Raw genomic sequence first — 23,537 nt, 5'->3', positions numbered from 1 at the left:
TAAATAATATCGAATCCTTCTCTTCAAGAACACCACTTTGTGGTTAAGTCCTCGACCGATTAGTATTGGTCCGCTCCATGTATCACTACACTTCCACTCCCAACCTATCTACCTGATCATCTCTCAGGGGTCTTACTTCCATAAATGGAATGGGAAATCTCATCTTGAGGCGAGTTTCACACTTAGATGCTTTCAGCGTTTATCTCATCCATACGTAGCTACCCAGCGATGCTCCTGGCGGAACAACTGGTACACCAGCGGTATGTCCATCCCGGTCCTCTCGTACTAAGGACAGATCCTCTCAAATTTCCTACGCCCGCGACGGATAGGGACCGAACTGTCTCACGACGTTCTGAACCCAGCTCGCGTACCGCTTTAATGGGCGAACAGCCCAACCCTTGGGACCGACTACAGCCCCAGGATGCGATGAGCCGACATCGAGGTGCCAAACCTCCCCGTCGATGTGAACTCTTGGGGGAGATAAGCCTGTTATCCCCAGGGTAGCTTTTATCCGTTGAGCGATGGCCCTTCCATACGGTACCACCGGATCACTAAGCCCGACTTTCGTCCCTGCTCGACCTGTCTGTCTCGCAGTCAAGCTCTCTTCTGCCTTTACACTCATTGAATGATTTCCAACCATTCTGAGAGAACCTTTGGGCGCCTCCGTTACTCTTTAGGAGGCGACCGCCCCAGTCAAACTGCCCACCTGACACTGTCTTCCGCCACGCTTAGTGGCGCGAGTTAGAGGGTTCATACAGCGAGGGTAGTATCCCACCAACGCCTCCACCGAAACTAGCGTTCCGGTTTCTATGGCTCCTACCTATCCTGTACAAGCTGTACAAACACTCAATATCAAGCTACAGTAAAGCTCCATGGGGTCTTTCCGTCCTGTCGCGGGTAACCCGCATCTTCACGGGTATTATAATTTCACCGAGTCTCTCGTTGAGACAGTGCCCAGATCGTTACGCCTTTCGTGCGGGTCGGAACTTACCCGACAAGGAATTTCGCTACCTTAGGACCGTTATAGTTACGGCCGCCGTTTACTGGGGCTTCATTTCAAAGCTTCGCCGAAGCTAACTCATTCACTTAACCTTCCAGCACCGGGCAGGCGTCAGCCCCTATACGTCATCTTACGATTTTGCAGAAACCTGTGTTTTTGATAAACAGTCGCCTGGGCCTATTCACTGCGGCTGATCTTTCGATCAGCACCCCTTCTCCCGAAGTTACGGGGTCATTTTGCCGAGTTCCTTAACGAGAGTTCTCTCGCTCACCTGAGGATACTCTCCTCGACTACCTGTGTCGGTTTGCGGTACGGGTAGTTAAACTCTAACTAGAAGCTTTTCTCGGCAGTGTGACATCAGGAACTTCGTTACTTTAAATTTCACTCCCCATCACAGCTTGTCCTTAAAGTTGAAAGCATTTAACTCTCAACAAGACTCGCTGCTTGGGCGCACATATCCAACCGTGCGCATTCCTTAGCCTCCTGCGTCCCTCCATTGTTCAAACAAGTTTAACTAGTACAGGAATCTCAACCTGTTATCCATCGTCTACGCCTCTCGGCCTCGACTTAGGTCCCGACTAACCCTGGGTGGACGAGCCTTCCCCAGGAAACCTTAGTCATTCGGTGGACAGGATTCTCACCTGTCTTTCGCTACTCATACCGGCATTCTCACTTCTAAGCGCTCCAACAGTCCTCACGGTCTGCCTTCATTGCCCTTAGAACGCTCTCCTATCACGCCACCTTGCGGTGGCATCCACAGTCTCGGTAATATGTTTAAGCCCCGGTACATTTTCGGCGCAGAATCACTCGACTAGTGAGCTATTACGCACTCTTTAAATGATGGCTGCTTCTGAGCCAACATCCTAGTTGTCTATGCAACTCCACATCCTTTTCCACTTAACATATATTTAGGGACCTTAACTGGTGGTCTGGGCTGTTCCCCTTTCGACGATGGATCTTATCACTCACCGTCTGACTCCCGGACATAAATCAATGGCATTCGGAGTTTATCTGAATTCAGTAACCCAAGACGGGCCCCTAGTCCAAACAGTGGCTCTACCTCCATGATCCTTAATCCGAGGCTAGCCCTAAAGCTATTTCGGAGAGAACCAGCTATCTCCAAGTTCGTTTGGAATTTCACCGCTACCCACACCTCATCTCAGCACTTTTCAACGTACACGAGTTCGGTCCTCCAGTGCGTTTTACCGCACCTTCAACCTGGACATGGGTAGGTCACTTGGTTTCGGGTCTACATCTACATACTCAGTCGCCCTATTCAGACTCGCTTTCGCTGCGGCTCCGTTTCTTCAACTTAACCTGGCATGTAAACGTAACTCGCCGGTTCATTCTACAAAAGGCACGCCATCACCCCTTAACGGGCTCTGACTTCTTGTAGGCACATGGTTTCAAGAACTGTTTCACTCCCCTTCCGGGGTGCTTTTCACCTTTCCCTCACGGTACTGGTTCACTATCGGTCACTAGGGAGTATTTAGCCTTGGGAGATGGTCCTCCCGGATTCCGACGGAGTTACACGTGTTCCGCCGTACTCAGGATCCTGAACTGAGGGATCTTCATTTTGCCTACGGGGCTATCACCCGCTCTGGCCAGTCTTCCCAGACTGTTCGGCTATGAAAATCTTTGGTAACTCAAATGTTCAGTCCTACAACCCCAGGAAGCAAGCTTCCTGGTTTGGGCTGTTCCCCGTTCGCTCGCCGCTACTTAGGGAATCGATATTTCTTTCTCTTCCTACGGGTACTGAGATGTTTCAGTTCCCCGCGTCTACCTCCAGCCACGCTATGAATTCACGTAGTGGTAACAACGGATTAGTGTTGTTGGGTTTCCCCATTCGGAAATCTCCGGATCAAAGCTTACTTACAGCTCCCCGAAGCATATCGGTGTTAGTCCCGTCCTTCATCGGCTCCTAGTACCAAGGCATTCACCATGCGCCCTTTATAACTTAACCTAACTTTACCAAAGGTAAAGTGGTTTTGAGTTTAGCGATTATTTTTCGAACTAATCTTGTTTTAAAACTCTATAAAACGCGGTGTTCTCGGTTTAATTACATTATAATAAATAATTAAAATTAGAAAATTTTTCGATATTATTTAGTTTTCAAAGAACAAATTCGACGGCTAAGCCGTCAATGGAGAATAGCGGGATCGAACCGCTGACCTCCTGCGTGCAAGGCAGGCGCTCTCCCAGCTGAGCTAATTCCCCAAAAATGTATCTATGGGCCTAAATGGACTTGAACCATCGACCTCACGCTTATCAGGCGTGCGCTCTAAACCAGCTGAGCTATAGGCCCGTTCGCGCTTATATACATTTGAGAGTAGACCTCTCAAAACTAAACAAAGTTTCGACAATGTGTAGGTTTCCGTTTCTAAATATCCTTAGAAAGGAGGTGATCCAGCCGCAGGTTCTCCTACGGCTACCTTGTTACGACTTCACCCCAATCATCTGTCCCACCTTAGACGGCTAGCTCCCGAAGGTTACTCCACCGGCTTTGGGTGTTACAAACTCTCATGGTGTGACGGGCGGTGTGTACAAGGCCCGGGAACGTATTCACCGCGGCATGCTGATCCGCGATTACTAGCGATTCCAACTTCGTGCAGGCGAGTTGCAGCCTGCAGTCCGAACTGAGAACGGTTTTAAGAGATTAGCTAAACCTCGCGGTCTCGCAACTCGTTGTACCGTCCATTGTAGCACGTGTGTAGCCCAGGTCATAAGGGGCATGATGATTTGACGTCGTCCCCACCTTCCTCCGGTTTGTCACCGGCAGTCTCACTAGAGTGCCCAACTTAATGCTGGCAACTAATAATAAGGGTTGCGCTCGTTGCGGGACTTAACCCAACATCTCACGACACGAGCTGACGACAACCATGCACCACCTGTCATTCTGTCCCCGAAGGGAACGTCTAATCTCTTAGATTGGCAGAAGATGTCAAGACCTGGTAAGGTTCTTCGCGTAGCTTCGAATTAAACCACATGCTCCACCGCTTGTGCGGGCCCCCGTCAATTCTTTTGAGTTTCAACCTTGCGGTCGTACTCCCCAGGCGGAATGCTTAATGCGTTAGCTGCAGCACTGAAGGGCGGAAACCCTCCAACACTTAGCATTCATCGTTTACGGCATGGACTACCAGGGTATCTAATCCTGTTCGCTACCCATGCTTTCGAGCCTCAGCGTCAGTTACAGACCAGACAGCCGCCTTCGCCACTGGTGTTCTTCCATATATCTACGCATTTCACCGCTACACATGGAGTTCCACTGTCCTCTTCTGCACTCAAGTCTTCCAGTTTCCAATGCACTTCTTCGGTTAAGCCGAAGGCTTTCACATTAGACTTAAAAGACCGCCTGCGCTCGCTTTACGCCCAATAAATCCGGATAACGCTTGCCACCTACGTATTACCGCGGCTGCTGGCACGTAGTTAGCCGTGGCTTTCTGGTTGGATACCGTCACTGCATGAGCAGTTACTCTCACACACGTTCTTCTCCAACAACAGAGTTTTACGACCCTAAAGCCTTCATCACTCACGCGGCGTTGCTCCATCAGACTTTCGTCCATTGTGGAAGATTCCCTACTGCTGCCTCCCGTAGGAGTCTGGGCCGTGTCTCAGTCCCAATGTGGCCGATTACCCTCTCAGGTCGGCTACGTATCACTGCCTTGGTGAGCCTTTATCTCACCAACTAGCTAATACGCCGCGGGTCCATCCAGAAGTGATAGCCGAAGCCATCTTTTAAAAGTAAACCATGCGGTTTACTTTGTTATGCGGTATTAGCATCTGTTTCCAGGTGTTATCCCCCACTTCTGGGCAGGTTACCCACGTGTTACTCACCCGTTCGCCACTCATTTTATAGCTAAAATCATCTTCGGTGCAAGCACCTCTAATTCATTCAACGAAAGTGCGTTCGACTTGCATGTATTAGGCACGCCGCCAGCGTTCATCCTGAGCCAAGATCAAACTCTCATATTATACTTGAGTTTTTACAAGCTCATTTGTTGTTTCATTGTTTAAAGCGAATTGACTTCGCAAATTGTTTGCTCCAAAATTTTCATTTGAAGACCCTACACATTTTGTTTCGTCGAAACTTTGTTCAGTTTTCAAAGGTCTACTAGGCTGTTCCAAAAGATAAATTCAATTTTCGACAGCTATATAATAATAGCATTTTGAATTAAGTTCGTCAACAAAAAGTTTTTTGACAAGTTTTGTTGGACACGATGTCTTTCTAAACAACGTGTACTAGTATAACCAAAAAATACCCGATTGGTCAACACCAAAATTCGACCTTCTCGAGTTCAGAGCCAAAATTCATTAAACAAACTCACACAGATCCGAACAATTTGTATTCACCACAACATCTTGTTTCCATTTTAAGCAAACCTGTCATTAAATTATCAGCTTTCAAATATTATAAATAGTAAAATAAAAAAACAAACTATTTGCAAAAAAATTGCAATAGTTTGTTTAAATGGCTCTATTCTATTTATCTGGACGCATTGTTGGGAATAAAAGCACATCTCGAATTGATGGCGCATCAGTTAATAGCATAACTAATCGATCAATTCCAATACCCAAACCGCCTGTTGGTGGCATCCCGTATTCCAAAGCTTCGATAAAGTCTTCGTCAATGCCTTCAGCTTCATCGTTACCCTGTTCACGTTCTTTAACTTGTGCCTCAAAACGTTGACGTTGATCAATTGGATCATTTAGCTCAGTAAAAGCATTAGCAAACTCATTGCCTTTAATGTAAAGCTCAAATCGGTCTGTAAACCGTTCATCATCAGGATTTTTCTTTGCCAATGGTGAAATTTCCACAGGATGACCGTAGATAAATACAGGTTGGGTTAACTTATCCTGAACTAATTGTTCAAAGAATTCATTGATAATATGGCCTACTTGCCACCAATCTTCATAATGAATTTTATGTTCATCAGCTAACTTCCGCGCATCTTCCAAACTCATCTTTGGCCAAAAGTCTACACCGGTATACTTCTTAATTGCATCTACCATGTGCATACGAGCAAAATCCTGACCTAAATCAAGATCAGTTCCTTGAAATGTGATCTTACCATCTGGTGAAACTGCTTTAACAGCTGCCTTAAAAATGCCTTCAGTTTCATCCATCACATCATGAAAATCAAAATAAGCAGTATAAGTTTCAAGCATTGTAAACTCAGGATTATGACGCGTGTCCATTCCTTCATTTCGGAAAACACGACCAATTTCATAAACGCGTTCCATGCCACCAACGATCAGACGTTTCAAATGTAATTCCAACGCAATCCGAAGATACAAATCAATATCCAACGCATTGTGATGAGTAATAAATGGTCGCGCATTAGCACCACCAGCCTGAGAGTGGAGTACTGGGGTTTCAACTTCTGTATAGTCCAAACCATCTAAATACTTACGAACTGCACTGATAATCTTGGTTCTCTTCATGAAGCGGTCAAAACTATCATCATTTGAAATTAAGTCTAAATAACGTTGACGATAAATTTGTTCAACGTTTTGTAAACCATGATACTTATCTGGAAGCGGACGAAGCGCCTTAGTTAAGAAAGTTAAATCAGTTGCTTTAACTGTCAACTCACCCATATCAGTTTTCATTACTTCACCAGTAATACCAATAAAGTCGCCAATATCAGCTTGTTTAAAAAGGGCATATTCATCTTCGCCAACAGTATCTTTACGAACATAAATCTGCATGGTCCCCTTACGATCCTTAAGATCTGCAAAACCAACCTTACCTTTTCCACGTTTAGACATCATGCGGCCTGCAATGGTTGCCTTAACATCCTTTTCTTCTAATTCTTCTTTTGAAAGCTCACCATATTGTTCATGCAATTGATTAGTTAGATGTGTGCGTTTAAACGCATGTCCAAACGGATCAATCCCTTTATCTCTTAAATCCTGCATTTTTTGACGACGAACTTTCAATTGATCGTTCATGTCTTGCTCTTTTTGTGCCACTGAAAAAATCCTCCTCTACCATTAGTCTCACGTATCCATGATGCCTATTTTACACTAAAAAAGCAAGTACCGATTACCTTGCCATTTGTTGACGTTTAATTGCCCGCTCTTGTTGTTGCTCTGCAAAGCGATCAAATATGTCATCCATCTCTTTTTCGGACTCTGCATTGTTAAGTGCTACCTTAGTTCTCGCCGAATGAGAAATTCCCTTCAGATAATACGCTGCTTGCGTTCTGAACTCTCTCGGACCAACATAGTCACCCTTTAGTTCCACCAAGCCATGTAAATGTTTCTTTGCAATTCGAATCTTTTCTGCTGGTTGCGGCTCATCGATTAACTCGCCAGTTTCAAGATAAGCAGAAACACGGTGCAACATCCAAGGATTACCCAAAACTGCGCGACCAATCATCACAGCTGTAGACCCAACTTCATCCAGCATTCGTTTGGCATCCTCAGCTGTTTTAACATCACCATTACCCATAAATGGAATAGTTAATTGATCAGAAACTTGTTTCAAAATATCCCAATCCGCATGACCCGTATACATTTGTTTCCGGGTTCTACCATGCATCGCCAAAGCTGAAGCGCCAGCTCGTTCGGCAGCCAAAGCATTCTCAACCGCATAAATATGATCAGAATCCCATCCTGTCCGCATTTTCACAGTGACCGGTTTTTTAACCGCATCTGTCACATAAGAAACCATTTCATAAACTTTATTTGGATCTAACAACCAACGTGCGCCTGCTTCAGTTTTCACAACTTTGTTAACTGGACAGCCCATGTTGATATCAATTATATCTGCAGCTGTATGCTGATCCACAAATTTAGCGGCCTCCACTAAGGTCTCTTTAGTACCGCCAAAAATTTGAATACTCATTGGATGTTCATGAGGATCCACATTCATCATACTTAATGTTTTTTTATTTTTGTACATGATTCCACGATCAGAGATCATCTCGCAAACTACAAGGCCTGCACCAAACTTTTTACAAATCAACCGAAAAGCTGAATTTGTAACACCAGCCATAGGGGCCACGACTAGTTGGTTAGGAATCTTAACATCGCCAATTTGCCATTCCATTTTGTCACCTCATCTACATATTTGATAAATCCACTTTAGCTTTTATCTTGATCATTGCCAATTATCTTACTAAAAGTCAGTCATGAAATTTATAATAGCACATAACTGATAGTCACCCAAATAAAAATTAGCTTTGTGACTTAAGTAAAATAGCTTTTAGTTCAACTTCACTGTAATGATACTTATTCCCACAAAACCGACAAGTGACCTCAGCACCATGATCTTCTTTAATCATCGTTTTAATTTCGTCAGATGGTAAACTCGACATGGCCGCCGCAAAACGATCCTTTGAACAATCACATTCAAATGAAACTGGCATCTTATCTAAAATTTTCACTTTATCATCTTTAAACAGAAGTTTCAAAATGTCCTCTGGTGTCTTTTTTTGCCGTAATAAATCAGAAACTAATGGTAGATCATTCAAAGTAGTTTGCAAACGATCGATTGCTTCGTCACTCGCTCCAGGCATCACTTGAATCATGAAACCGCCGGCTACTTCAACCGTTTCATCAGGGTTGACAAATACTGAAACACCCACTGAAGAAGGAATTTGTTCGGATTGCGCTAAATAATAAGTAAAGTCGTCCCCAATTTCTCCGGATGCCAATCCCACATTTCCCGTGAACGGATCTTTTAATCCCATATCCTTAGTAACTGAAAACGTTCCCTGATTACCAACAGCCTTACCAACATCAATATGATGTTTACTATTCAAAGGCAATGAAACATGTGGGTTCTTCAAATAACCTTTAACTGTCCCATTCGCATTACCGTCAACCACAATCCCCCCGACTGGGCCACCACCATTAATTTTAACCGTTAATTTTTCTTTACCTTTCAACAACGAAGATGCAAGCATTACCGTACCAACTAAAGAACGTCCCAATGCTGCCGTCGCTGCACTCCATGTATCGTGGCGTTTCTGCGCTTCTTTAACCAAGTTTGTACCGTTCACCACATAAGCACGAAACATGCCATCATTAATAATACTTTTAATTAAATAATCTTTCATGTTTTCTCCTCAAGTTTTCTTTTACCGTCTTACATTTTCACACATCTTGTAATCGAAACCAACCCCTAACTACTCAAAAACAGCAAACCAATAAGGAAGTTCCTTACTAAATTTGCTGTTTTTATAAACCTTTATTTCAGATTCAATTTTACAAATTCGTATGATCATTAGAATCATGATCTTGTGAATCGCTCGAATCATCATGTGAACTTGGTAAACGATGATTGCTACCAGTATTGCTAGTAGAATCTTCATCATGTTCACTAGGAGCTTCTAATTTAGAGTCCGAATCACTAGTATCGCCATCATTATCATCAGCATGGCGTTCAGCTTCCTTACGTTCCAACTCACGTTTAGATTCTTCAAACGTTGCCGCTTTTTCGCTTGGAAATTCTGAAGCACCATCCTTAGAAGGCATTTCTCCCGTTTTATACAAACTCAAAATCTGCTTTTCATCCAATGTCTCATATTTCAACAAAGCTTCAGCAATAATCTTGTGTTGTTCACGGTGAGCAGCAATAATATCCAGTGCTTTTTGATGACCTTCTTCAGTCAAACGACGGATCTCATCATCAATGGTTGCGGCCGTCTTTTCAGAATATGCTGGCCCATTTTCACCATAGTATGACTGACCTGGAGCTGATAATTCAACCTGACCAATTTTATCGCTCATCCCGTACTGAGTAACCATAGCACGAGCAATTCCAGTGGCTTGTTCAAAGTCATTGGAAGCACCTGACGATTGAGAATCAAAGATTGTTTCTTCAGCAGCACGACCACCCATTAAACCGGCAATCTGTTCCATAGCATCTTTCTTAGACATTAGGTTTTGGTCCTCACGAGGAAGCATGATGGCATAACCGCCAGCACGACCACGAGGTACAATGGTAACCTTATGAACCACACGGGCATCATTCAAAACAAGGCCAACAATTGTATGGCCCGCCTCATGATAAGCCACAACCTTACGTTCCTCAGGACTGACAACTGCATTCTTTTTAGCAGGTCCCGCAATAACTCGATCCTCAGCTTCGTCCAAATCTGAAGCATCAATAATCTTTTTGTTACGTCTTGCCGCAAGTAAAGCAGCTTCATTTAACAAGTTTTCAAGATCAGCACCCACAAACCCTGGAGTTTGTTTGGCAATCTCATTCAAATCAACATTTTTATCAAGTGGTTTGTTCTTAGCATGAACTTTCAGAATAGCTTCACGACCACGAACATCAGGACGACCAACCAAAATCTTACGATCAAATCGACCTGGCCGAAGGAGAGCTGGATCCAAAACATCAGAACGGTTAGTAGCCGCCATAACAATGACGCCTTCGTTCCCTGTAAATCCATCCATTTCAACCAGTAACTGGTTCAAAGTTTGCTCACGTTCATCATGACCGCCACCAACGCCGCTTCCACGACGTCGACCAACAGCATCAATTTCATCAATGAAAATGATAGAAGGTGAATTCTTCTTGGCTTGATCGAACAAATCACGCACACGACTAGCCCCAACACCAACAAACATTTCAACGAAATCGGAACCAGAAATGGAGTAGAAAGGAACCCCTGCTTCACCGGCTACCGCTTTTGCCAACAATGTTTTACCAGTACCAGGAGGCCCCTCTAAAAGCACACCAGATGGAATACGAGCACCCAATGACACGAACTTTCGAGGATCTTTCAAAAATTCAACAACTTCAACAAGCTCTTGTTTTTCTTCCTCTTCACCCGCAACATCAGAGAAACGAACTTTATTAGCCTTTTTATCGGCCGGCTTGACTTTCGACTTACCAAAGTTCATTACACCCTTACTACCACCGCCACCTTGACCTGCTTGGCTCATCATCATGTAGAAGAAGACGATGAAAATTAACAGTGGTAAACCAGTAATTAATAATTGTACCCAGAAACTGTTAGAAGCTTCTGGTTTTGTGTCCATTTTGACATTTTCCTTTTGCGCAGCTTTCGTGATCTGTGCAGTTGTTGAATCATTCTGCAAAACAGATGTTGTAAAGCTTTCAACTTTAGTAGTTGAAGTTGACGCCGGGAATAAACCAGATTGAGCACTGCCTTTTTGCGCTGTACGGTATTTACCAGTAATCTTGTAAACACCATTAGTTGGCTGTACGACAAAACTCTTAACCTTGTTTTTTTGTAATTGGGACACAAATTGGCTTGAAGAAATAGATGCCGTTTGTGTACTGCTTCCTTGACCGGTGACAAAATAAATAATGCCCACCAAAGCTAAGAAAACAACGATGTAAAACAAACTATTTTTAACAAGTCCGTTGTTATTCCCTTTTTTATTCATTGGAATCCTCCTTGTTGATGGTTTTACGAACGGTGAGCAAACGTGTGCTTAGCCTTCGATAGATAGATAATATCACACTTGACCAATTTTGACCAATTATTTATCCATATAAATTTTGGGCTTCAAAACACCGACGTATGGCAAGTTACGATACTCACCTTTATAATCCAAGCCATACCCAACCACAAATTCATTAGGGACTACAAATCCCACATAATCTGCCTTAGCTTCCAACACACGACCGGTTGGTTTATCCAATAAAGTGCAGACTTTCACACTTTTTGCATGGCGATCTTTCAAAAGATCAATAATAAATTTGAGAGTTCGACCTGTATCCACGATATCTTCAATAATAAGCACATCACGGCCACTTACGTCTCGACTAATATCCGTCACCAATTGAACTTCACCACTAGACTTTGTACCACCATGATAACTAGAAACGTCAATAAAATCTAACTGAGTGTATGTATTCATTTGTCGCATGACGTCAGTTGTGAAAAATACTGCTCCAGATAACACACTCAAGACTACAGGAACTTTACCTTCGTAGTCACCTGATAATTGTTTGCCTAACCGTGCACAGGCATCAGCAATGTCGGTTTGACTATATAAAACACGTTCAATATCATCGTTCATCAATTTGATTCCTCCAGATTATTGGGTTTCCAGATTATGAAATACTTAGATTCTTCTACCTTAAACGTTTTCTCAAGCCAACTTTTACGAAGGCCTAATAACCAAATTGGTTTCCCATTCCCGTCTACCAGCAATGGCCACCCTTTTCTTTGCCAATTAGAAACCTTGGCATCCATTAAAACACGTTGTACCTTTTTATGACCACCAGTTTTCAATCTTAACTGATCTTGCCTATTAGCCGGGCGCACAGAAAGTGGCATGCTAAATTGGTTTTGACTAAGCTGCATTGTTTGTTGCAAATCAGTCACCTTACCTGAGTATTTGTCAGCTTCAAATACAGCAACCTGACCAAAGCTTTCAATCAAATGCCATTGATTCAATATTAACATAGAATTCCGCGTTATCAGCGTCTTTTTATGGATTTTTGAAACCAATTGAAAACTAAATTTGTCGTATGCTTTCACAAACCACATCTGTGAATTAATTTGAATTTTCCCCGATGGTTTTTTCAAATTACCAAGAAGTTGTAGAATTTCTGTCTGTTGTTTTTTAGAAACTAATCCTTTGCCCACTTCTTTATTACTAATGAACTCTAAAGCTAAGCTCTGCCATTCCACACTTAATAATAAAAACTCTGGAACTTTGTACCCTTCATCAATTAGTAGATTCTTGACAATCTTTTCTTCATACTGCCGTGTGGCCAATATTAACGTCTGTAACTGAGATTCATAGCTTTGAACATGTTTCAGAAATTGCGGATTTTCTTGCTTAAGCCGGGGAACAATCTCATGGCGCATTCGATTTCTCGTGAAGCTTTCATCTGTATTGGTTTGGTCTTCATACCACTTCAAATGTCTAGACGTTGCAAAATCACGAATTTCTTCTTTTGAAAAAGATAATAGTGGCCGTACGATTTTCGTTGTCTTAGTTAAGTCTCTCGAACCAATCCCCTGTAATTGCTGTAGTGCGCCACCCCGAACTAATTTCATTAGAAAGGTTTCAGCTTGATCGTCCGCTTGATGAGCAGTGAACAAAAAACGAGCTTGCAGGTTTTGCGCGACTTCTGCAAAAAAATCATAACGCACCTTTCGAGCCGCGTTTTCAATCCCCGTGTCCGGATGTTGACTTAATGGCCAAACTTTAATTCTCAATTGTAAGTTGTGTTTACGTGCATAGGCTTCAATAAAGATCTGTTCTTCTGTACTCTGTTCCCTTAATTTATGATTCACATGGGCCACAATTATTTTTGGTCGGCAGCTCACCGGTAACTTTTCTAACAATGTTAATAACACCATAGAATCAACCCCAGTTGAAACGCCCACAACAACTGAATCCGTTGGCTTTACATGATACTGCCTGATGATTAAATCAAAAGCTTTTTGTAATTGGATGGCCATTAAATTTCACCTTCTAATTTGAAGAAAAGCCCGACCAAAACGTTTGTTTTGTAACGGGCTTCTCACTTTATTTTATTTAATTAACTTCGACGACCTCCGCGACCTCCGCGTTTGCCTTCAGTATTACGTTTCAAAGTTGTTAACCGGACTTCACTATCTTTCAAAAAGCCTGATAACAAAGAGTCAAAATCTTTGGGATCGTCATGTTGCTTGTTTGAATGGCCTTGATAATGAGAACTTGGCTTTGAAGAACGATGTGAACTAGCCTCATGTTCGAAATGATTTGAATGACTACTTTGGTTATGATTATGATGCGCTGGAGCTGGTTGTTCCTCAGCTTTACGAATTGACAAACCAATCTTGCCATCATCGCCAACTGTTAGTACTTTAACGGTGACTGTATCGCCGACCTTTAAAACATCATGAATATCTTTCACAAATCCATTGGAAACTTCACTAATGTGAACCAATCCGGTTTTGTGATCGCCTAAATCAATAAACGCACCAAAATTAGTAATTCCCGAAACCTTGCCAGATACCTTTGACCCAACTTCAATTGCCATAAAAAAGTACTTCCTCCTTAGACTATGTGTAATAAGTATAGCACCACATGAATGCAAGTGCGAGTATATCCTAAACGAATTTTTAAACAAAAAGTGATCATCTTTTCCGTGAGAATACGCACTCGAAAAAGATAACCACTTCTAAAAAATTCAATTAATTTTGACTGACATCGGATGAATGATCCGAAGGTAAACTGTAAATTATTTCACCCGATTTACTATAATAGTATTTTTCTCTCAACAATTTTTGTAAGTAATTGGAATCATTTAATTGTTTCACTTGCAAACCTAGCGTCTTATTTTCTGCTTTTGCCGCAGAATAATGTGATTTACTAGTCTGAATTTGTTGATCCACAGCCGCTCGTTGATAGTGAGTGTGGATAATTTGAAAGCCAAAAATACCAACAAATACAATGAAAATTCCCATAATGATATAAAAACGGTGCAGTCGAGTTGTACGAATTTTTCTGATTTTTTCGTTTGTTTTGGTTAAATTACGCTGTGACCCGTTCACGTTACTTGCCATTTACACAACCCCCGTCCCCAAATTTTAAACATCTCTAAAGGCAATTATAACAAGCTCTTATATCAGTGTCTATGGATTTGTTGGAAAGAATTCATTAAATTTTGTAAGTGGTTTCCTAACTACTAAAAAAGGGACTAAACTCCCACAAAGTGGAAAGCCAGTCCCAAAATAAACTAGTACTGATCTGCCTTTGGTTATAACAAAACCAGAAATCTATTTTCGAAAATCTTGTGCGTAATCTTCAGATAAAATGGTGTACATCCGCTCTGCATCATCCTTCTTGGTTGTTTCTAACAAAGCGTCTACCCGAATCGTTAATGTTTTATTACCAAATTTAATCACGATTTGATCATTTACTGAAACATCAGTTGACGATTTAGCAGTACGATCATTAATCAAGATTCTTCCTTGATCCGCAATTTTCTTTGCAACAGAGCGACGTTTAATAATTCTTGACACCTTTAAAAATTTGTCCAATCGCATTTATTTTTCCTCATTTCTTTTATTTATAAACCTACTTAATTAATTTCTTTAACAGTTTCTTACCATACGGAATCGTCAGCCACTCCCTTATGGTGAACAATCGTAATTCAATTGACATCGTCGCGAACACCAAAATTCCTACCAAAACAATCACGATAACCACTAAACTCAATCCAATTCGATTGAGATCTGGCAATAGGCTTAACAACCCCCAACGCATTAACGTAACACTAACAACCATCACTAGGCTTGCAACTGTCAGTTTACCAAAGAATTGCCATCCAAGATGCAATTTACCTTTTAAATAGGCGGGAATTCTTACTTGCATACATCCCAATATAACGGCTAAACTCAACACGGTAACCCAACTAGCACCGTCAATTCCATACTTCACGACTGCCGTTTGATTTAAGGCAAGTTTGACAACCAAGCCGATTGTAAAGGCAAAGATGGCAGGCCGAAAAATATTTAGGCTCTGCAAAACACTATTATAAGTCGCAATTAGTGAGGCCAAAATAACAGCCACAACGTAAATCTGAATAGCCATTGTGCCTTCAGTATTGCCGAACAAAATCTGATTGATTTGTGGCAATAACGTCACCATTCCTACAGTTGCCGCAGTAGAAATAGCTAAACAAATATGAAACATCGATTGAGCAGTCCGTTTAAAATCATATTGATTGCGGTTTTGCACCGCCTTGGTTAGCGATGGTAATAAGGTCGTTGAAAACGAGGTTGCAATGACTAAGCCAAGCTGAACAAGCGGTTGAGCTCGATCATACACCCCTTTTAACGACTTAGCTGCACCATTAGATAAACCTTGCGCGACCAATCCATTTTTTACAGAAAATGAATCAATCAGCTGTAATAAAATGATGATTGCCGCAAACAGGCAAATCGTGCCACCTTCCACGAAAAAACGTTTAGTCAATTTTCCATAACTTCCGGAAATAAGTGGCTGTCTTGACAAGCCTTGTATTGGCGCAAAAATTTTCACACGGAAAAGTCTTAAAAAGTATAGCGTACTAACAACTGCCGCAATCACGGCACCTGACATTGCCCAAGTGCCCATTTTGTAGACATCCCAATTTTGATGTGCCGCTGTATAGGCAACACCAATAATGACAGCTACCCGCACAACCTGTTCCATAATTTGCGAACGAGCAGTAGGTACCATCTGAAAAACACCTTGGTAGTATCCCCGACCAACCGCTAAAAAAGGCATAAAAACAAACATGAACGATACACATCTGATAATTGGCGTTAACCCGGAATCTCCCATTCCATGGGCAATCTCAGGTGCTCCAATTAACAAAAATACCACAAGGGCAAGGGAAATCAGACCTAAAATTAAAAAAGATTGGCGAGCCACTTTAACTTTCTGAGCTTCTGAATCTTGTTCTGCAATCAATTTTGAAATAAAAACTGGAAAACCGCTCAATGCAAAGGTGATTCCAATTCCGTAAATGGGATAAATTTGTTGATAGACATAAAAACCAGTATTGCCAACTAAGTTTTGCAGCGGAATTCGATAAATAGCGCTAAGAACCTTCGCCACTAATGACGCAATCGTTAGGATAAACGCTCCTTGCATAACAGTCTTCATTTTTTTATTTTGCACGGGAGTTCCCTCCTAAATTTACGCCACTTTTTTTATTAAAGCTTCTACAAAATGTTGTAATTGTTTTAACCAATCTTTTTCTTTCATTGCAGGCTGAATAACCAGTTTAATCTGCATCTTACCATTATCAATGTTTACCATAGCTCGTAATTGGGTGGCCGACAAAGCCTCAAAGATATCTGCCTGCTGAAGTTTTTGCGTAGCTCGCGCGGAAAGTGTCACAAATATATCGTCTTTTTGGCGCTGGATTTTTTCGATCAAGGCTTCATCAGCCAACATTTTAATCTGACCAACCGCCAATAAGTTGGTTACTTCAATTGGATATTCTCCAAACCGGTCAATCAAGTCCTCTTGAATTTCCACAAACTGATCTTGACTTTCAATTTGGCGAATGCGTTTATAAAGCTCAATTTTTTGTCGTTGATCTTCAATATAATCACTTGGCAAATAAGCCTCAATGCCAAGCTCAACCTCTGCGTCCGTCTTAACCTTCGCTGATTTACCCTGCTTTTTGGCGACCGCATCAGATAACATCTGCGTATATAAATCATAACCGACAGAATCAATAAATCCATGTTGTTGCTTGCCTAATAAATTACCGGCACCACGAATTGACAAATCTCGCATAGCAATCTTAAATCCTGAACCTAATTCCGTGAAATCCTTAATGGCCTCCAACCGTTTTTCACTAACCTCAGTCAAAACTTTATTGGGTTTGTAAGTGAAATAAGCATAGGCCACTCGACTACTGCGTCCAATTCGACCACGTAATTGATATAGCTGCGACAATCCCATGTGATCCGCATTTTCCACAAATAGCGTATTTACATTAGGGATATCGACACCAGTTTCAATAATTGTGGTGGTTACCAATACATCATATTCGCCCTGCACAAAATCATACAAAACGTCTTCCATTTGTTTTTCAGACATCTGGCCATGAATATAAGTCACACTTGCTTCAGGTACCAGCGCTTCAATCTGACTTACCGTTTCTTCGATATCTTCAACCCGATTATGCAAATAAAAGACTTGACCACCCCGGTGCATTTCGCGATGAATGCCATCCCGAATCGCACCGGCGTTTTCCTCCATAACATAGGTTTGAATGGGATACCGATTGGTTGGCGGTGTTTCGATCACAGAAAGATCACGTACTCCAATCATAGACATGTTCAAGGTCCGAGGAATCGGGGTTGCAGTCAACGTTAAAACATCCACGTCTGATTTCAGATGTTTAATTCGTTCCTTATGTTTCACACCAAATCGTTGCTCTTCATCAATAATTAGCAAGCCTAAATCCTGAAACTTCACATCTTTTGACAGTAATCGATGTGTGCCAACCACAATATCAACCGTACCATTTTTCAAACCTGTCAATGTTTCCTTGATTTGGCCTTTGGTTCGGAACCGAGAAAGCACACCAGCAGAAATTGGATAACCACTAAACCGGTTAATCATTGTTTCATAATGTTGCTGTGCCAAAATTGTTGTTGGCACTAAAAAAGCCACCTGTTTTCCTGATTCGATTGCTTTAAAAGCTGCACGTAGGGCTACTTCCGTCTTACCATAACCCACATCTCCTACTAACAACCGATCCATTGGTTTCGCGCGTTCCATATCACGTTTAATTTCTGTTACACTGCGCAATTGATCCGGTGTTTCTGTATAGGCAAAATCGTCTTCAAACTGATGTTGATAGTCATCGTCAGGTAAAAACGCATATCCAGTTTCTGCCTCTCGTTGCGCATAAAGTTCTACCAACTCATCCGCAATGTCTTCAATCTTTGCAGCAACTCGACGTTTAGTTTTCGCCCAGTCACTGCCACCTAATTTATTTAAGTGAGGTTTTTTGCCCTCAGACGCTACGTACTTTTGTACTAAGTTTAACTGGGTCACAGGAATAAAAAGTTTACCACTTCCCGAATACTGGATGGTAATGTAATCCTGATGCACCCCATCAACCAATAGCGTGGTCATCCCTGTATAGCGCCCAATTCCATGATTCACGTGAACAACATAATCTCCTGGTTTTAGTTCGGTGTAACTCTTTAGACGTTGCGCATTTTCCATTTTTTGCCGTTTAGGTCGTTTTTTGGGAATTTTTGCAAACAATTCATGCTCAGTTACAATCACCAAGCTGGCGTCTGGGAATTCAAAACCGCTTGCTAATTCACCTTGCATGATGGTCACGGTTTGGGCATGAATCGTCTTTCCATGAGCAACCACTGCGTCAATTTCAAAGTCTCTCAGTGTTTCGTTAACTTTGTCTAACCGATCCTTTTTTTGAATCAGAACAACAACGGTTTGCTGTTGTTTGTGCCATCGATCCATCTCCGTTTTTAGCACTGGCATTTGACCAAAGAATTCTTGCATGGCACGGGTACGAAGATCCGTTAATTTATCTAGTTTCAGACGACCAAGTCCCTTTTGAAATAGAGATAACAAAATTTGTGCTTGGTCATTTTCTTTAATTGACGTTCGAATCTCAAAACCAAACTTTTGTGTTGAAATTACTTCATGAGTTTTAAGTTTATCAGCAACCCACTCGGCTTCATCATCTTGCAAATCATTTTCGGCTTCTAGAATCCGTGAATAATCATCCATCACCAGTACACCAGAATTAGCCATATAATCTAACAACGTACTTTTCCTGTCATATAAATAATCCGTAAACACAATATCATCAGGCCGAACATCCCGTTGTTGCCAACGATCAAGAATATCAGTGGATTTTTCTGTCAATAATTGTAAATCATTATCACTTTTTAAATGTTTTTTTTCTTTTTCAACGGCCTTTTGAAAAACCTGGATCCCCTTTTGTAGCATGTCTCTAGTCACAATAAAGTCTGTGGCCGGCAAAATAAGACTTTCATCAATATTTTCTACACTGCGTTGATTCTCAGCATCAAAATATCTTAACGAGTCAACCTCAGTATCAAAAAAGTCAATTCGAACTGGGTATTCCGTGTCAAGCGGATAAATATCAACAATTGACCCCCGAACAGCAAAGTCTCCTGGGCGAGCCACCATTTCTTCGCGCACATAGCCCATATCAATTAATTGATCTTCCAATTGGGTAAGCTCAAATTCCGCCCCAACCTTCACATCCACCACGGCCTGTTTCATCACTTTTTTTGGTGGTAAGAAACGGCGAATCCCGGATACGGAAGTCACATACACTCCTGGTTTATTACTCAAAAGTGCTTGTAAAAACTCAGTCCGTTGACCTCGATAAATTGGAGAACTTGTGGCAGCTGAAGCCGCAAGTGTCTCTTCAGCAGGAAAGAGATAGATCTGGGTGTCATCAAGAACATTTTGTAAATCATCACTAAGTTGTTGGGCATGATAAAGATTATCTGAAACTGTTAAAATAGGAACCTGCTTCTTTTTAAGCAACTCACTTAATAAAAGGGTTCTTGCAGATCCAACAAGGCCGGTAACCAATTGCCGTTTTTTCGGTTGAGCTTCTTTTAAAACTTGTTGAATCCCATCGCTTTGGGCAAAGAAATCCTGAATCTCCATTATGGATCTCCTTTCTGATTTTCTAATTATACTTATTCATCAAATCTGCAATTGTCATTCCGTGAACCCAGTCTTCAAGACCTTTGATAGCTTGGTCAACACTTTCATCAAACAAAGGTTGTTGTGTGGCCGTGAATTTACTCAATACGTAATTAACCACCGTTGTCTTTTGGGGATGATCTGTTCCAACTTTTAAGCGGTCAAAGTCTTGAGTCTTTAAATGGGCAATTAAACTTTTTATGCCGTTGTGTCCACCAGCAGCACCCTTTTGACGAAAACGAATTTTACCAACTGGTAAATCCATATCGTCATAAACCACGATCAAATCTTTAATGTCAATTTTGTAATAATCCATCAAAGGACGAACCGCCCGGCCAGATTCATTCATATAGGTGGAAGGTTTTACCAACAAAACCTTTTCACCATTAATCTGTGTGGTTGCCAAACTTGCTTCCATTTGGTGTTTAGAAAATGTTGTGTGATATAGACCTGCTAGTCGATCCACAACCATAAAACCAGTATTATGTCTTGTTTCGTCATACTGTGTACCAATATTCCCTAATCCAACGATCATTTTCATGTTTATCTAAACTCTCCTAATTTCTTTCCAATTTGTGGCAAAAATACAAAATAGCCGAACAGAAATAATCCGTTCAGCACTCCGTTTGATTGATTAATCAATTGTAGCATATTCACTTATGGCTTGCAGTTTTGTAACCTCAAACACACTGAAAAAATAATTAGTGAAACCGACTAAATTTAATTTTGTGAAAAGTTTAATTAGTGAATGCGAAACCAATGGGTAACGTGTTATACTTGTAGCTGAAATCACAAATTGAAAGGATGTTATATTTTGTCTAATACACCAAATCATCAAAAAGTTGTTTTAGTCGGCGATGGCGCTGTAGGTTCAAGTTTTGCATTTGCAATGGCTCAACAAGGAATTGCTGAGGAATTTGTTGTTGTTGATGTTATCAAGGAACGTACTCAAGGAGACGCACTTGACCTTGAAGACGCAACTCCATTTACTTCACCAAAGAAGATCTATTCTGGTGAATATTCAGATTGCAAGGATGCTGACTTAGTTGTTATTACAGCCGGCGCTCCTCAAAAACCTGGTGAAACTCGTTTAGACCTCGTGAACAAGAACTTGAAGATCTTATCAACAATCGTTAAACCAGTTGTTGACTCAGGCTTCAACGGTATCTTCTTAGTTGCTGCTAACCCAGTTGACATTTTGACTTACGCAACATGGAAATTCTCAGGTTTCCCTAAGGAAAAGGTTATCGGTTCAGGAATTTCATTGGATACTGCTCGTTTACGTGTGGCACTTGGTAAGAAATTCAACGTTTCACCTGCTTCTGTTGATGCTTACATCTTGGGCGAACATGGTGATTCAGAATTTGCTGGTTATTCAGCAGCTACAATTGGTACAAAACCATTACTTGAAATTGCTAAAGAAGAAGGCGTTTCAGCTGATGATCTTGCTAAGATTGAAGATGACGTTCGTAACAAAGCTTACGAAATCATCAACAAGAAGGGCGCAACATTCTATGGTGTTGCAACTGCCTTGACTCGGATTTCTAAAGCAATCTTACGTGATGAAAATGCTGTTCTCCCTGTTGGTGCTTACATGGACGGCCAATATGACGGTTTAAAAGACATTTACATCGGTACACCAGCTGTTATCAATGGTTCAGGTTTGGTACGTGTCATCGAATCACCATTGAATGCTGACGAAAAACAAAAGATGGCTGCTTCTGCAAAAACTTTAAAACAAGTTTTGACAGACGGTTTAGCTAACTTAGAGAAGTAAAGGTAATAATTACTTCTGAGTAATTGAAAAACAACAATTCGCGAATTTCCATGATGTGAATTGTTGTTTTTTTTGTTTGCTTAGTTTTACCTATCATATAATTCTTATATTGAAGTTTCTTTCCTTTTGCAGTATCTTGAATTATACAATTAATACATGAACACAATTTAGGAGGAACAAAATGAGACACAAATCTAAAAGCAATTGGCGAGTACTTAGCATTTTCATCGTGCTTATCGCCGTTGTTTATGGGATCGGCAGTTATTACTTTGCTACCAACAATCGCTTTTTGCCTAACACTAAGGTGGCGGGAATAAATGTGGGTAATAAAACGGTGCAACAAGCATCCACTACCATCACAAATCAGCTGACCAATCGTAAATTCTCCATTACCCAAAATGGTAAAACTCTAACAAGCTTCAATACAAAACAAGTCGGTTTGAAGTTGAAATCAACCACGGCCTTAAAAACTACTTTAAACAAACAGTCAGTTTGGTCATGGCCACTTCATTTAGCGCATGTTGTGCAGGCCAGCTCAACCACTAAATTAACCACAACTCAGAATTCAAAACAATTCACAAAGTTGGTCAATCAAGAAGTCACTAAATTAAATAAGACTCGAACAGCGGGTAAGAACGGCACTTTGACCATTACAAATGGTCAAGTCAAATTAAGTAATGGAACGCAAGGAAACAAAATTTATGCCGCTAAACTAGCCTCCAAACTAAAAAAAGCTTTAGCCTCTGGTGCAACTACTCTCCCGATTACCAAAGCCGTTTATGCGTCAGTCACAACTGGTTCAGATGCTAAAATCGCGAAAAAAACGAATGCCATTATAAATGAAAAAGCAAACTATAATGTCGGTGGTTATAAATTTGCAATTCCAAAAAGTGAAATTGCAAAATGGCTCACTTACAAAAATGGTCAGCTCAGTTTAAACTCAACTTTAGTTAAAGCTTACGTTTCGAAAATTAATACCAAGTACCGGACCTATGGCAAAAAGAAGACATTCAAGAGTACATTACGTGGAACTGTTACGGTAAGTGGTGGATTTTATGGATGGAGCTTAAAAGTCGATGATGAAACGGCGGCCCTTACTGCAGAAATCCTAAAGGGGAAAGATTTTACACGGCAACCAATTGTTCAAGGAACGGGCTACAATACGAAGAAACAAGTTATTGGCAATACGTATGTTGAAGTCGATAAAAAGAACCAAAAGATGTTTATCTATGTCAACGGCAAATTAAAGCTTAAGACAAACGTCGTTACTGGCTTACCACCCAAACAAACAACAACAACCGGCGTTTGGTCCGTTTGGGCAAAGAAACGTAACGCAACTTTAAAGGGATCAGAATTAGATGGAACCAAATATGCTACTAAGGTTAGCTACTGGATGCCAATCGATGACACTGGGATTGGAATTCATGATGCTTCCTGGCAACCAACGTTTGGTGGTACTTGGTACAAGACGCACGGTTCAAATGGATGCATTAATACGCCACCATCTGTGATGCCAAAGGTTTACAAACTCGTAGCATTGGGAACACCAGTTATCGTTTTCTAGTTGCTTCTCAACCAAACATTAAAAGAGTG

At 41.3% G+C, this 23,537-nt stretch carries 14 protein-coding genes, 2 tRNA genes and 2 rRNA genes; 2 read left to right on the top strand and 16 right to left on the bottom strand.

Annotated elements, in window-relative coordinates:
• Positions 1 to 39 precede the first annotated feature (39 nt).
• The 16 genes from AB3217_RS02745 to pth form a co-directional block, all read right to left on the bottom strand.
• A 23S ribosomal RNA gene (locus tag AB3217_RS02745) occupies positions 40 to 2,963 on the bottom strand.
• A 181-nt stretch (positions 2,964 to 3,144) separates the two neighbouring features.
• Positions 3,145 to 3,217, bottom strand: a tRNA-Ala gene (locus AB3217_RS02740).
• A 13-nt stretch (positions 3,218 to 3,230) separates the two neighbouring features.
• Positions 3,231 to 3,305, bottom strand: a tRNA-Ile gene (locus AB3217_RS02735).
• A gap of 89 nt (positions 3,306 to 3,394) precedes the next feature.
• Positions 3,395 to 4,972: ribosomal RNA gene (locus AB3217_RS02730) — 16S ribosomal RNA — on the bottom strand.
• The 16S and 23S rRNA genes sit together here with 2 tRNA genes alongside, the layout of an rRNA operon.
• Before the next feature lie 507 nt (positions 4,973 to 5,479).
• Positions 5,480 to 6,973 (bottom strand): lysine--tRNA ligase, encoded by a 1,494-nt coding sequence (lysS, locus tag AB3217_RS02725; RefSeq protein WP_057783541.1) that lies wholly within the window; start codon positions 6,971 to 6,973, stop codon positions 5,480 to 5,482.
• Between the two features lie 73 nt (positions 6,974 to 7,046).
• A complete protein-coding gene (dusB, locus tag AB3217_RS02720) occupies positions 7,047 to 8,054 on the bottom strand; it encodes a tRNA dihydrouridine synthase DusB (RefSeq protein ID WP_367365640.1) in 1,008 nt (335 codons plus the stop codon).
• Between the two features lie 127 nt (positions 8,055 to 8,181).
• Entirely contained in the window at positions 8,182 to 9,066 is an 885-nt protein-coding gene (gene hslO, locus AB3217_RS02715) for an Hsp33 family molecular chaperone HslO (protein ID WP_057783545.1), read from the bottom strand.
• Between the two features lie 148 nt (positions 9,067 to 9,214).
• Positions 9,215 to 11,374 (bottom strand): ATP-dependent zinc metalloprotease FtsH, encoded by a 2,160-nt coding sequence (gene ftsH / locus AB3217_RS02710; protein ID WP_057783547.1) that lies wholly within the window; start codon positions 11,372 to 11,374, stop codon positions 9,215 to 9,217.
• Positions 11,375 to 11,470: 96 nt separating this feature from the next.
• The gene (hpt, locus tag AB3217_RS02705; protein ID WP_057783549.1) at positions 11,471 to 12,013 is read right to left on the bottom strand and encodes a hypoxanthine phosphoribosyltransferase; all 543 of its coding nucleotides are present in this window, start codon (positions 12,011 to 12,013) and stop codon (positions 11,471 to 11,473) included.
• Positions 12,013 to 13,410 (bottom strand): tRNA lysidine(34) synthetase TilS, encoded by a 1,398-nt coding sequence (gene tilS, locus AB3217_RS02700; protein ID WP_367365639.1) that lies wholly within the window; start codon positions 13,408 to 13,410, stop codon positions 12,013 to 12,015. The genes hpt and tilS overlap by 1 nt, the downstream gene beginning before the upstream one ends.
• A gap of 80 nt (positions 13,411 to 13,490) precedes the next feature.
• Entirely contained in the window at positions 13,491 to 13,973 is a 483-nt protein-coding gene (locus AB3217_RS02695) for a S1 domain-containing RNA-binding protein (protein ID WP_057783553.1), read from the bottom strand.
• A gap of 154 nt (positions 13,974 to 14,127) precedes the next feature.
• Complete coding sequence (locus tag AB3217_RS02690) at positions 14,128 to 14,499, bottom strand: septum formation initiator family protein (RefSeq protein ID WP_057783555.1); 372 nt, start codon at positions 14,497 to 14,499, stop codon at positions 14,128 to 14,130.
• Positions 14,500 to 14,712: 213 nt separating this feature from the next.
• Positions 14,713 to 14,982, bottom strand: a complete 270-nt coding sequence (locus AB3217_RS02685) for an RNA-binding S4 domain-containing protein (protein ID WP_068806901.1) — start codon at positions 14,980 to 14,982, stop codon at positions 14,713 to 14,715.
• Positions 14,983 to 15,013: 31 nt separating this feature from the next.
• Entirely contained in the window at positions 15,014 to 16,588 is a 1,575-nt protein-coding gene (locus tag AB3217_RS02680) for a polysaccharide biosynthesis protein (protein ID WP_068806915.1), read from the bottom strand.
• 33 nt (positions 16,589 to 16,621) lie between these two features.
• Positions 16,622 to 20,128: a transcription-repair coupling factor gene (mfd, locus tag AB3217_RS02675; protein WP_367365638.1), complete on the bottom strand. Its 3,507-nt coding sequence runs from the start codon at positions 20,126 to 20,128 to the stop codon at positions 16,622 to 16,624.
• A gap of 22 nt (positions 20,129 to 20,150) precedes the next feature.
• Entirely contained in the window at positions 20,151 to 20,708 is a 558-nt protein-coding gene (pth, locus tag AB3217_RS02670) for an aminoacyl-tRNA hydrolase (protein ID WP_057783561.1), read from the bottom strand.
• 273 nt (positions 20,709 to 20,981) lie between these two features.
• On the opposite strand from pth, the gene AB3217_RS02665 reads away from it, so the two are divergent.
• Positions 20,982 to 21,944 (top strand): L-lactate dehydrogenase, encoded by a 963-nt coding sequence (locus AB3217_RS02665; protein WP_057783563.1) that lies wholly within the window; start codon positions 20,982 to 20,984, stop codon positions 21,942 to 21,944.
• 181 nt (positions 21,945 to 22,125) lie between these two features.
• Entirely contained in the window at positions 22,126 to 23,508 is a 1,383-nt protein-coding gene (locus AB3217_RS02660) for a L,D-transpeptidase family protein (RefSeq protein WP_057783565.1), read from the top strand.
• The last annotated feature ends 29 nt before the right edge of the window (positions 23,509 to 23,537 follow it).

The organism is Pediococcus parvulus (assembly GCF_964063155.1).
GTDB lineage: Bacteria > Bacillota > Bacilli > Lactobacillales > Lactobacillaceae > Pediococcus > Pediococcus parvulus.
This window is presented reverse-complemented; position numbering and strand designations above follow the sequence as displayed.